A 12,325-nucleotide genomic window follows, 5' to 3' on the forward strand; every position below is an offset into this window, starting at 1 on the left:
AACTCTGGTCATCGAGTAGAGAAATAAGAAATGGTTAAATATTTTGCACAGCAGAATTATTTGACCATTTTTTTTGAGTTTTAACCAACAACCAACAACCAACAACCAACAACCCACCCCTAACCCCTCCCAAGAAGGGAATGGTTATTGACTTGTATTAAACATTTTCGATAAAACTAGACTGAGTAATTATTTGGAAATAAAACTACCAACCTCCAGAAGCACCGCCGCCGCCAAAGCCGCCGCCGCCGAAACCTCCTCCAAATCCGCCACCACCAAAGCTTCCGCCTCCGCCGCTACCGAATCCGCCACTAGAACCGCTTGAGCGACCCATGTTGCTGAGAATAATCATGTCCCACGGACTTAAGCCTCCTCGTCTTCTGCCACCATTACTATCGTTATCGTCATTTTTGCGACTCCACAGAATGAAGAGGATTACTACAAATATGATAAATGGTAGAAGAGATGAAAATGGAGTACCTCCGTTATCACCAAAAGTTCTATCTTCTTGAAATTCGCCGTTTAATACTTGAAAAATGACATCAGAACCTTTGTTAAGTCCGCCGTAATAATCTCCTACTCTAAATTCTGGGAGAATTACATTTTCAATGATTCGTTTAGAAAGTGCATCGGTTAAAGAACCTTCAACACCGTAACCAGTGCTAATAGCGACTTTTCTGTCGTTTTCAGCTAGAATTATGAGAATACCATTGTCCTTGCCTTTCTGTCCAATACCCCATTTTTGACCCCAGTTTGCACCAAGGTAATTGATGTTTTCACCGTTAGTACTTGCAATGATGGTAATTACAATTTGTGTTGAGGTGCTATCTGAATAACGAACCAGTTTTTGGCTTAAAGCTACTTTTTGCTGATCGGTAAGAAGATTGGTGTAATCATAAACACTGGTTTGTAATGCCGGTTTTTCGGGTATCTCAAATTGGCTCCATGACGGAGTACACCAAAGAAAAAGAATTATAAGGCTAACCTTTAGATATCTCATTGCTTAATTCGTTGGTGTCATCTGATTGCCAAGGAAAATGACTTCTTAATTCTTCGCCAGCTTTTAAAACCCCGGCAACGAGTCCGTCTTTAAAAGCTCCCTTTTCAAAATGTGTTTGAATACTATTTCTAGTGGTTTGCCAAAAATCTTTTGGTACGACCTTGTCTATACCTTTGTCACCACATATAACAAACTTCTTATCGGTTACGGCAACATAAATCAAAACGCCGTTTTCTTGCTTAGTGTTATCCATTTTCAATAAATGAAAAACTTCTTTAGCGCGCTCGTAGTGGTCTTTTCGGGTGTGACCCTCAATATGTACCCTGATTTCTCCAGAAGTGTTCTTTTCAGCCTTAAGAATAGCCTCTACTACCTCTTGCTCTTCTGTTGCCGATAAAAAATCTTCTACTCTAGACATAGGCTGTTATTCAAAATCAAAATCTACATCAGGGGCATCTTCTGAACCGGCATCTGCTTTGTAGTAAGCTAGTTCATCAAAGTTTAGAAAACCAGCCAATATAGAATTAGGGAATTTTTTAATGTGTAGGTTGTAAGGTTCTACAGTTGCGTTGAATCTATCTCTTGCGACATTTATTCTGTTTTCTGTACCTTCTAATTGCGATTGTAGCTCTAGAAAGTTTTGGTTTGCTTTAAGATCAGGGTAGCGTTCTACAGTCACCAATAATTTGCTTAATGCACCACTTAATCCACTTTGTGCTTGGTTGAATTGTGCCAGTTGCTCTGGTGTAATGTTAGTGGGGTCAATATTGACCGATGTTGCTTTTGCTCTAGCTTCGATAACATCCGTTAAAGTACCTCTTTCAAAATCTGCAGCACCTTGTACTGTTTTTACAAGATTGCCTATGAGGTCATTTCTACGTTGGTAGGCACTTTCTACATTTGCCCAAGTTTTGGTAGATGTTTCTTTTAATGCAACGGCAGTGTTGTTAAAGCCAACGCCCCACTGGTATAGTCCAAATGCTAAAACAGCGATGACAATTAATGCAATTAATCCTTTTTTCATAATGGTTGTGTTATAATTGATCTTTGATTTTATTTAATTCAGCTTTAACCCGTTCCAGTTTTTGAATAATATCAAAATTAGAAAGTGTTTTCTGCTTTTCTTCTTTTAAATGAGTTTTGGCACCATCAAGGGTAAAACCTCTTTCTTTTACCAAATGATATATCAATTGAAGATTTTTAATGTCTTGAGGGGTGAATTTTCTATTTCCCTTTGCATTTTTTTTAGGTTGAAGTACATCGAATTCTTTCTCCCAAAAACGAATTAGTGAAGCGTTTACGCCAAAGGCACGGGCAACTTCGCCAATACCATAATATCTTTTTTCTGGGAGATCTATCTGCATTAATCCAATGATTGGTTTTCTTGATTAGCGAATTTCAACATGTTTTCGAATTCTTCTGGCGATAAACTACCATAATAGAAATTCATAGGGTTTATTCTCTCGTTATCTTTCCATACTTCATAATGTAAGTGTGGTGCCTCTGATCTACCTGTGCTTCCTACAAAACCTATAAGGTCGCCCCTTTTTACTTTTTGACCTTTCTTAACATTGTATTGGCTTAAGTGAGCGTAAAGACTTAAATATCCGTATCCATGTTCAATGCGAATATGTTTTCCGTATCCAGATGAGTTGTTGTCTGCTCTCGTAATTTTACCATCACCTGCAGCATATATGGGTGTACCTTTTGGAGCGGTGAAATCCATGCCGTAATGCATTTTTCTGGCCTTGGTAAAAGGATCGGACCTCCATCCGTATCCAGATGCCATACGTTTTAAATCTTCATTGCTGATAGGCTGAATAGCAGGTATCGACATTAATAATTTTTCTTTTTCCTCTGCTAGCTTGGTAATTTCATCCAATGATTTAGATTGAATGGCCATTTGTTTCTTAATGATATCCAGTCTCTTTGTAGTAGAAACAATCATCTCAGAATTATTGAAACCTTCTAAAGATTTGTATCGGTTAATACCCCCAAAACCAGCTTTACGTTGTTCATCTGGTATAGGGTTGGCTTCAAAATATAAGCGGTAGATATTGTTATCTCTATCTTCTATGTTCCCTAGAACCTCTTCAATTTGTTCCATTTTCTTATTCAAGAGCTCGTACTGCAGTTCGTAATTTTTGACTTCACGAGATAAAGAAAGTTCCCTTGGTGTATTGACTAAGTTAGTGTTAAGCAGGAGAATTAACGCTAAAAAACCAAAAAGGCATGAGCCCAAAATAAAGAAGGCTATATTTCTATAACGTTTAGATTTTTCGGGTTCTATTTTACGGTACGACAGCGTGTCTGGGTCGTAATAGTATTTTACCTTAGACATGAATGTTATTTATCCTATTTTTGTTTTTTCAATTATTAGGGAACAAACAAATATAAAGATAGTTTTATATAAACCGTTAAAATTTGTAAAAGCTTAGCATTTTAGATGAATTCCAAAGATACAAGAACACAATTTCTGAATTTTTTCAAAGGTAAAGAACACAAAATAGTGCCTTCTGCACCTATGGTCATAAAAGATGACCCAACCTTGCTTTTTACAAATGCGGGTATGAATCAGTTTAAAGAATACTTTTTAGGTATAAGTCAGCCAAAAAGTTCTAGAGTGGTAGATACCCAAAAATGTCTACGTGTAAGTGGTAAACATAATGATTTAGAGGAGGTAGGTAAAGATACTTACCACCATACGATGTTTGAGATGTTGGGTAATTGGAGTTTTGGCGATTATTTTAAGGAAGAAGCCATTACCTGGGCCTGGGAGTTATTGACGGAAGTTCTTAAAATTGATAAGGACAGTTTGTATGTGTCGGTTTTCGAAGGAAGTGATGATGCTGATCAATTAAAATTGGATACCGAAGCTTTTGATCTTTGGAAAGGTATTGTGCCCGAAGATAGAATTATCATGGGCAACAAGAAGGATAATTTTTGGGAAATGGGCGACCAAGGTCCTTGTGGACCATGTTCAGAGATCCATGTAGATATTCGTTCAAAAGAAGAAAAGGCAAAAGTTTCTGGAGCAAGCTTGGTCAACCAAGACCATCCGCAGGTAGTGGAGATTTGGAATCTGGTATTTATGCAATACAACCGTAAGGCAGATGGCTCTTTAGAAAATTTACCGGCGAAACATGTAGATACGGGTATGGGTTTTGAGCGTCTTTGTATGGTTTTACAGGGAGTTCAAAGTAATTACGACACCGATATTTTTACTCCGTTAATTAGAGAAATAGAAACTATTACAGATTCTGATTACGGTAAAAATGAAGAAATTGATATAGCCATTCGCGTAATTAGTGATCATATAAGGGCTGTGGCGTTTTCAATTGCAGATGGTCAGTTACCAAGTAATACTGGTGCAGGTTATGTAATAAGAAGAATATTAAGAAGGGCAGTAAGGTACGGATTCACATTTTTAGATATTAAAGAGCCTTTTATGTTTCGTTTGGTAAATGTACTTATCAAATCTTTGGGTGATGCATACCCTGAATTAAAGGAACAAAAGCAACTGATTGAAAACGTAATCAAGGAGGAAGAGCATTCTTTCTTAAAAACCCTTGATCAAGGATTGTTGCTATTAGATACTATAATCAAGAATACCAAAGGCAAAACAGTTGATGGCGGTAAAGCTTTTGAATTGTATGATACATTTGGGTTTCCTATAGATTTAACTGCTCTAATTCTAAGTGAAAAAGGATATCAATTAGATGAAGCGGGGTTTGATGCGGCTATGCAACAGCAGAAGAATAGATCAAAATCCGCATCAACAATATCTAAAGAAGATTGGGAAGTTTTACAGGACGATAACGAACAGGAGTTCGTTGGTTATGATATGCTAGATGTTGAAGTGAAAATTACAAAATACCGTAAAGTAGTTTCAAAAAAAGACGGTACTCAGTTTCAGTTGGTATTTAATCTAACTCCATTTTACGCAGAAGGTGGTGGTCAAGTTGGTGATAAAGGATATTTAGAGGATACTCATGGAGATGTAGTGTATATTACGGATACCAAAAAAGAGAATAATGAAATCATACATTTTGCTAAAAACCTACCAAAGTATTTAGACGAGAGTTTTAAAGCAGTGGTTGATAAAAAACAGCGTTATAGAACAGAAGCAAACCATACGGCAACGCATTTGTTGCATCAGGCTTTACGCGAAATTTTAGGAAAACACGTAGAACAAAAAGGATCTTCTGTACATTCTAAATATTTACGATTCGATTTTTCACATTTTTCTAAAATGACGCCAGAAGAATTACAGGAAGTGGAGAATTTTGTGAATGCTCGTATAGACGGACATTTACAACTTCAAGAAGAAAGAAATGTACCAATGAAAGCTGCAATTGCAGATGGTGCAATGGCATTGTTTGGAGAAAAATATGGAGACGCCGTTAGAACAATTCGCTTTGGTCAGTCTATAGAATTATGTGGTGGTACGCATGTGAAAAACACAGCGGATATCTGGCAGTTTAAAATAAAGTCAGAAGGGGCAGTTGCTGCAGGAATAAGAAGAATTGAAGCAATTACAGGTGATGCGGTGAAGGATTTACATGTAGATAACGATAAATTATTGACCGAAATAAAAGGGGTTTTGGGCAATACACAAGACCCAGTGAAGTCGGTTTCTAGTCTTCAAGAAGAGAACAGTAGTCTTAAAAAGCAGGTAGCCGAGTTATTGAAAGACAAAGCGAAAAACTTAAAAGGTGATCTGCTTTCTGAGCTTGAAGAGGTAAACGGAGTTCAATTTCTAGCAAAGAAAATTGACTTGGATGCTGCCGGTATAAAGGACTTAAGCTTTGAAATGGGAAGTAATAAGGATAATTTGTTTTTACTTTTTGGTACGGAGCAAAATGGTAAAGCTTTATTGTCTTGTTATATATCTAAAGAATTGGTGGCTTCTAAAAATTTGAATGCTGGAACCATTGTTCGTGAGCTTGGTAAGTATATACAAGGTGGTGGAGGAGGTCAACCCTTCTTTGCAACGGCGGGAGGTAAAAAACCGGCAGGTATAGAAGAGGCATTGGCACAGGCTAAAAGTTACTTAGGGTAAGGTTATCTTACCAGCGTTTTGATGATGCTCTGTTTTTGATCAGGTATGGATTCTTGCAACACTATAATTTATGAAGAGATATTTTATTTTATTATTGGTTATAGCGTCTTGTAATCTTTCAAATAAAAAAGAAGATGTTGCGAAAGATGATAAAAAGGTAGAGAAAAAAGTCTTGTCAGCTAGCGATTCTATTCGAGTTAGGGGTTATGTGGAGAAATCTTTTCAGAACCCTATGCATTCTTTGGAGTATCAGCAATATTTAGATTCTGCGCTTACGATTGTTCCTGAGAGCGCTTGGCTATGGCAATTAAAAGCTATGGGACTATACAAATCTAGAAAATATCAATTAGGAGAACCGTTTTTAGAAAAGGCCGTTGAATATGCACCCGAGAAATATTTGGATTATAGCGGTTTCATGAGATGTATTTTCTCAAAAGATTACATAGGATCGATTTCTGAATTCATGAGAGCCAAAAAAGAGTTTGGTGATGGTTATGTAATGGATCACACTTATAATTTTTATATTGGATTAGACTACCTTCAATTAAATGAATTCTCAAAAGCCAAAGAATTCTTGTTGTTAAGTAAAGAACAGCAGTTTAAAGATTTTTCTGATGACCCTCCGCAAGAAGCCTGTCACTACTTAGATTGGTATTATTTGGGTATTGCAGATTTTGAATTGGGTAATTATCAAGAGGCGATTACTTCTTTTGATATGTCTTTGAAAGTATATGAAAATTTTGCCGAGGCGCTTTATTTTAAGGGTAAAGGTATGACCAAGTTAGGAAATGAAGAAGGTGCTGAATGGGAGAAAAAAGCCTTTGAGAATGCAGAAAATACTATAAATGAGGATAATGTTATTTATGAAATTTATCCATATCAAGTGTTTCATAAGTTAAACGAGAGTGCGCGACCTAAATGAATCTGTTAACTCAAATACCATTAACGAAATCTGAAAACCCAATTGATTATTCAAGTCAGTTATTACTTCTGGGTTCATGTTTTTCAGAGAATATTGGGGCTAAACTAGAATACTTTAAATTTCAGGGATTACAGAATCCGTTTGGTATTTTATTTCATCCTTTGGCAATTGAAAAACTTATTCAAAAGTCAGTTTATCAAGAGGTGGTAACGGAAAAAGATGTGTTTCATGCCAATGAGCAATGGCATAGTTTTTACGCACATTCAGTGCTGAGTAATCCATCCAAAGAAAAAATTATTGACAATTTAAATGAAGCAGTACAAAACACTACTGCGCAACTAAAAAAAGCAAGTCACATCATTATCACTTTAGGTACTGCTTGGGTATACCGTAATAATGCGAGTGAAAAAGTTGTTGCCAATTGTCATAAAGTACCTCAGGCAAATTTTACAAAAGAGTTGTTGAATGTTGATGATGTTAAAGAGAGTTTAGAGCGTACTATTAAAATGGTGCGTTCAATAAACCCAGCTGCACAATGTATATTTACGGTATCGCCTGTTAGGCATTTAAAAGACGGCTTTGTTGAAAATCAATTAAGTAAGGCTCATTTAATTTCTGCAATACATAAGGTGCTGAATGAGGGTATTTCTTATTTCCCTAGTTATGAAATTATGATGGATGAACTTCGGGATTATCGTTTTTATGCTAAGGATATGATACACCCTAACGAAGTGGCTGTAGATTATATATGGGGGAAGTTTAAAAGTGTTTGGGTTGATGAAAGTATGGCTACTGTCATGAAAAACGTTGATGAAATTCAACGCGGTTTAAAGCATCGACCTTTTAATCCTGTAGGTGAGGCACATCAAAAGTTTTTGACATCACTAAGCAAAAAAATATTTCGCATACAGAAAGATTATCCGTTTATGGAATTTAACACATTAAAAACATGAAGAAATTTATAGCTGGCGTTATAATAACCTTGGCATTGGTTTTTATTGTTCGTTCTTGTAATGACAGTAAAGAAGATAAATCTATTCTAGAGGAAAATTCTATGCTCATTCAGCAAGAAATAACCAATGTTTCTAAATTAGTGGTAACAGAGGGTCATTTTGCTGAGGTCTATAATTATAAAGACTCAAAAGAACTTTTTGGTCCGTTGTTGAGAGCAGAGAAAAAAGCATTAGTAGTGGTAAATGCAGATGTAACTGTCGCTTATGATTTAAGTAAGATTGATTTTGAAATTGACGAGGCAACCAAAACGGTAAAAATCAAAAGCATACCAGATGCAGAAATTAATCTGAATCCTGATTTTGAATATTATGACGTCACCGCAGATTACTTGAACCAATTTGATGCTGCCGACTATAATAAAATAAAGAAAACAGTAAATGCTTCTTTAATGAAAAAGGTAGAAGCTTCAGCATTGCGTACCAATGCAGAAAACAGGTTGATTAGCGAATTACAAAAATTCTATATTCTAACTAATTCAATGGGGTGGCGATTAACGTATCAAGAACAGACCATTGAATCTTTAGAAGGTTTGCAAGTTATTAAACCTTAGATTTTATAGCTGCCAATTCTAATCCGTCATCAATTAATTGTCCAAGGTTAGGTTGATCTTGCTTAATATTTTCAAGATGTGCCTTTATTCTCTCTGGTAGTATTTTTTCGTTACTTAAAATTGCCAATTCATAAATTTCAATAGGCAGTAGCCAGTCTTTCGGATATTTTTCTTGTATTACTTCAAAAACCTTTGTTCTAGAGATAATGGTGTTGTTGCCTTCTCTAAAATCACGAATTAATTTATAGTAAGATTCCAGTTCGCTTAAACCTACGTCTTCATTATTTTGGCTTCCGGTACTTAGCGAATGGTCTAAAAGGTCAAAACTCTTTAAATCTGCAGGACCATGATAGGCGGAAACAATTTCTTCACCAATTGCCATGTTGTACAATTCTTCGTTAGATTCGAAAAGTGTAATGCCTTTATGTGTCACTTTACAATTTTCAAAAGTAATTAGTATTATACGCCCCAGAAGATTACGAGTACCGGTTATGATTTTACCGGTAACATTTATACCACCATCAAAATCTAATGAAACAATTTCCCCTTCATAGATTTTATAGGCTTTTAGATCACGCGGACTCATATCTTCAATAGGAATATTGATTCCTTTAAGTCTACCAATAGGAGAGCCAAAACCGGTTTCATGCTGATTGATATCTTGCCCCACCAACTCTTTTTCACGGTAAGCCAGGGCAGATTTACCTTTCGTTTGAAAGTAAATAGGTTTGCCATCATGAGAAATCAAAGATTCAAAATTACCAGATACCTGTAAGCCCGTACTTAGTTCAATTGTGCCTAATTCTTTAGAGTCTATAAGTTTCTGTAAACCTGTAAGTCCGCCTTTTCGTAATGCCATGGTATTGGCAAAATCTTCTAACACCTGACTTAAAAATGCAAAATCGGGAGTGACGAATAGTTGCGGTTGCTTTTTGGTGATATCAAAAGATGTTTTAGCCGCTTCTATAGAGTAAGGCAGTTTTTTGACTTTGTCGGTCATACACCACTGACTTTCGCCAATAGATGATAACAATCCGGCTCCATAAATCTTTGGGTCTTCTAAAGTGCCTATAAGTCCGTATTCAACGGTCCACCAATGTAAATTTCTAATAAGCGCCATTTCGCTGGGTTCGCCCATATTCTCTTGAAGAAATTCAATATGTTTTTCTGCCTTTTCGATATCCTCTTCGGGAGTGCCCTTAGCCTCTTTAATAATTGATAAATGACGAACAGCTTCATACAGTTCAAAATCTTTAGCGCTTGATATAGCCTTGCATCCTATTTCACCAAAACGTCTTAAATAAGCAGCATATTCTGGGTTGGCAATTATAGGGGCGTGACCGGCACCTTCATGAATAATATCTGGAGCGGGAGTGTAGGCGATGTTTTCTAACTGTCGAATGTCTGACGCAATTACCAGTACGTTGTATGCTTGAAATTCCATAAATGCAGCAGGTGGTATAAATCCGTCTACAGCAACAGCAGCCCAACCTAAATCCTTAAGAATACGGTTCATGCCGTACATGTTTGGGATATTGTCAATTGAAATACCTGTTTTTCGTAATCCTTCAGAATAAGATTTATGTGCAACCTTACTTAGGTAATCTACATTCTTTCGCATCACATAACGCCACACAGCTTGATTGATAGGCGTATAGTCCTCATAATTTTGAGGTTTAATGTATTGTCTTAAATGCTTAGGAAGCTTATCTAAAATAGGATTGCTTTCATATTCGGAAGTACTCATGCCCTTAATTTTTTTGCGATAGATTCAAATTGTTTCTTTTAAATATATGATTTAAAGACTTATTAATTGTTAATATTGTTTAAATTAGGAAATAATACTTTTAATTGTAGATTAAAAAGGAATAAGATCTTTTTAAGTGCGGATAGCAATAATAAAACAGGAAAAAGTAATGACAGAAAAATTAGATGATATAGATAGGGAAATCCTAAAAATTTTACAGAAAGATGCTAAGACGGTTGCTAAATCTATTGCAGAACAATTGGGGCTTACCAAAACTCCGGTTTATGAACGTATTAAAAGGTTGGAGCAAGAAGGGTATATCAAAAACTATGTAGCCATTTTAGACAAAGATAAAATTGAAGAAAGTATTACGGTTTTCAGTTTTGTTTCATTAGAAGCCCAAAAAGGAGCCATGATGGATGATTTTTTTGAACAGGTAATGAAATATCCAGAGGTGGTAGAGTGCTTTGTGGTAGGTGGGGAATTCGATTTCCACTTAAAAGTAGTTGTTAAAAATCTAGATGCTTATTATAATTTTGCGAAATTTAAAATTGCATCTCTACCAAGTGTAGGTAATGTTAAAAGTGCCTTCGTTTTGAATGAAGTTAAAAACGATAGCCATTTTCCTTTGCTATAAATAAAAAGGGCTTGCAGATGATTTTATCTACAAGCCCTCGTTTAAAGTTGTTCTTTTATTATTTCAAAGCAACCGCATTAGGTGGGTATTGCTCTAAAATTTGAGAAACGAATTCTCTAATACGTTCTTCTTTTTTAGCGATATTTTTAGTGTTTGAAAGTGTACCTACGCCTTTACCTTGCCAAACCAATTCGCTGGTTTTATTATCGATAAGGTCAATGTAAAGAGACCCTTGCGTACTTGCACTAACACTAGTTCCTCCCCAGCCAAAACCAGGTCCCCATGCCCATGGGTTATAACCCCATCCCCAGGCGCCGCCCCAGCCATAGTTGTTATTGTAAACATCGACTCTTTCTTGTTCTTTAGTGAAAATGCTAACTAAAATATCTGGTGTTTCAGACTTTACAAAGCCTCTAGAGCTCATTTCGGTTTCAATAGCTCGTAAAATACGCTTCTTGTCCAAATCTGATATCTGAGCTTTATCTATGCCTGTTTTGTAAAAGGCGTAAGATTTATAACCGTTAAAATCTACTTTTTGATCATAATCGGAAAGTACGCTGACCGATGAGCAGGAAGTAATAAAAACTAAAAGGAGTAGTGGTAAACCAAGGAATTTGATGCTTTTCATAACGTTATATGTTTTAAGTACTTATTTTTTCTAATAAAAACATTTGCAAATATCATGCCGAGCTATGTTAAAATTTATTGCGTATTCGTTTTAGGATCATAGCCATACGGGCAATGTCGGCAACCACTTTCGCAGCAATACCCTCGTTTAAGGTGGTATTGTTTGGTGAATACCCTAAAGCCGTTTTCAGACCAGTAAAAATCACCTTCTTCAATAGGTATTATTTCTTTCATATGATCAACGCTTTTTTGAGGTATAAAGTTACTTCTTTCTGTTGATAACCCAGAAGTAAGAAGTTATGAAGGTAGTTGTTAAAGCGCTTAAAAGGTGTTTTCACCATTAAACGGTTTTGTTGGCAACAAAAACCGGTAATTTTCTTACAGTGTAATTTTGGCTTTATCTTTGTTATAACATTATCAAATTAAATCTATGATATTGGTTTTTAGGCATTTCTTCTATAAAAATTACGTGGGGCTCTCACTATGGCCCTTTATATTTTTAAAAAATGGAAGTTTAAAAAATGATGATGTACTTATAAATCATGAGAAAATTCATTTGCGCCAGCAGCAAGAATTATTGATTCTACCTTTTTATGTTTTGTATTTGACCGAATGGGCAATTCGTGCAATTTGCTATTTGGATACGTATAAGGCATACCAAAATTTAAGTTTTGAGCGTGAAGCTTACATTCATGAAAATGACATGGATTATCTTACAAATCGCAGAGCGTTCAGCTTTATTAAATATCTTTGGCGTTAAATTCGC

14 protein-coding genes are annotated in these 12,325 nt (G+C 35.9%); 6 read left to right on the forward strand and 8 right to left on the reverse strand.

The features are described 5' to 3' along the window. Positions 1-205 precede the first annotated feature (205 nt). From SJY30_RS17795 to SJY30_RS17815, 5 genes are read right to left on the reverse strand one after another with little or no spacing between them, the layout of a single operon-like run. Positions 206-1,000 (reverse strand): TPM domain-containing protein, encoded by a 795-nt coding sequence (locus SJY30_RS17795; RefSeq protein WP_396633447.1) that lies wholly within the window; start codon positions 998-1,000, stop codon positions 206-208. Next, positions 981-1,418: a TPM domain-containing protein gene (locus SJY30_RS17800; protein ID WP_036156472.1), complete on the reverse strand. Its 438-nt coding sequence runs from the start codon at positions 1,416-1,418 to the stop codon at positions 981-983. The genes SJY30_RS17795 and SJY30_RS17800 overlap by 20 nt, the downstream gene beginning before the upstream one ends. Before the next feature lie 6 nt (positions 1,419-1,424). After that, complete coding sequence (locus SJY30_RS17805) at positions 1,425-2,024, reverse strand: LemA family protein (protein WP_396633448.1); 600 nt, start codon at positions 2,022-2,024, stop codon at positions 1,425-1,427. A 10-nt stretch (positions 2,025-2,034) separates the two neighbouring features. Further along, positions 2,035-2,364, reverse strand: coding sequence for a MerR family transcriptional regulator (locus tag SJY30_RS17810; protein ID WP_396633449.1), 330 nt, complete (start codon positions 2,362-2,364; stop codon positions 2,035-2,037). Beyond that, the gene (locus tag SJY30_RS17815) at positions 2,364-3,341 is read right to left on the reverse strand and encodes a M23 family metallopeptidase (RefSeq protein ID WP_396633450.1); all 978 of its coding nucleotides are present in this window, start codon (positions 3,339-3,341) and stop codon (positions 2,364-2,366) included. Before SJY30_RS17815 ends, SJY30_RS17810 begins: the two co-directional genes overlap by 1 nt. A 105-nt stretch (positions 3,342-3,446) precedes the next feature. On the opposite strand from SJY30_RS17815, the gene alaS reads away from it, so the two are divergent. From alaS to SJY30_RS17835, 4 genes are all read left to right on the forward strand, one after another. Continuing rightward, the gene (gene alaS / locus SJY30_RS17820) at positions 3,447-6,062 is read left to right on the forward strand and encodes an alanine--tRNA ligase (protein ID WP_396633451.1); all 2,616 of its coding nucleotides are present in this window, start codon (positions 3,447-3,449) and stop codon (positions 6,060-6,062) included. 70 nt (positions 6,063-6,132) lie between these two features. After that, a complete protein-coding gene (locus SJY30_RS17825) occupies positions 6,133-6,984 on the forward strand; it encodes a tetratricopeptide repeat protein (protein ID WP_396633452.1) in 852 nt (283 codons plus the stop codon). Continuing rightward, positions 6,981-7,937 (forward strand): GSCFA domain-containing protein, encoded by a 957-nt coding sequence (locus SJY30_RS17830; RefSeq protein WP_396633453.1) that lies wholly within the window; start codon positions 6,981-6,983, stop codon positions 7,935-7,937. The genes SJY30_RS17825 and SJY30_RS17830 overlap by 4 nt, the downstream gene beginning before the upstream one ends. Next, positions 7,934-8,548, forward strand: a complete 615-nt coding sequence (locus SJY30_RS17835) for a DUF4230 domain-containing protein (RefSeq protein WP_396633454.1) — start codon at positions 7,934-7,936, stop codon at positions 8,546-8,548. Before SJY30_RS17830 ends, SJY30_RS17835 begins: the two co-directional genes overlap by 4 nt. Here the strand turns inward: SJY30_RS17835 and SJY30_RS17840 are convergent. Continuing rightward, on the reverse strand, positions 8,538-10,295 hold the full coding sequence (locus tag SJY30_RS17840) for an aromatic amino acid hydroxylase (protein WP_396633455.1): 1,758 nt from the start codon (positions 10,293-10,295) through the stop codon (positions 8,538-8,540). The genes SJY30_RS17835 and SJY30_RS17840 overlap by 11 nt on opposite strands. Positions 10,296-10,464: 169 nt before the next feature. On the opposite strand from SJY30_RS17840, the gene SJY30_RS17845 reads away from it, so the two are divergent. Beyond that, a complete protein-coding gene (locus SJY30_RS17845; RefSeq protein ID WP_396633456.1) occupies positions 10,465-10,932 on the forward strand; it encodes an Lrp/AsnC family transcriptional regulator in 468 nt (155 codons plus the stop codon). Positions 10,933-10,990: 58 nt separating this feature from the next. Here the strand turns inward: SJY30_RS17845 and SJY30_RS17850 are convergent, their stop codons facing one another. Beyond that, positions 10,991-11,560: a DUF4136 domain-containing protein gene (locus SJY30_RS17850; protein WP_396633457.1), complete on the reverse strand. Its 570-nt coding sequence runs from the start codon at positions 11,558-11,560 to the stop codon at positions 10,991-10,993. Between the two features lie 74 nt (positions 11,561-11,634). After that, the gene (locus SJY30_RS17855) at positions 11,635-11,793 is read right to left on the reverse strand and encodes a DUF5522 domain-containing protein (RefSeq protein ID WP_166637489.1); all 159 of its coding nucleotides are present in this window, start codon (positions 11,791-11,793) and stop codon (positions 11,635-11,637) included. A 196-nt stretch (positions 11,794-11,989) separates the two neighbouring features. Here SJY30_RS17855 and SJY30_RS17860 point away from each other — a divergent pair, with 196 nt between their 5' ends. Next, the gene (locus SJY30_RS17860) at positions 11,990-12,319 is read left to right on the forward strand and encodes a hypothetical protein (RefSeq protein WP_396633458.1); all 330 of its coding nucleotides are present in this window, start codon (positions 11,990-11,992) and stop codon (positions 12,317-12,319) included. Positions 12,320-12,325 lie beyond the last annotated feature (6 nt).

The organism is Maribacter sp. R86514, from assembly GCF_044597005.1.
Classification (GTDB): Bacteria; Bacteroidota; Bacteroidia; order Flavobacteriales; family Flavobacteriaceae; genus Maribacter.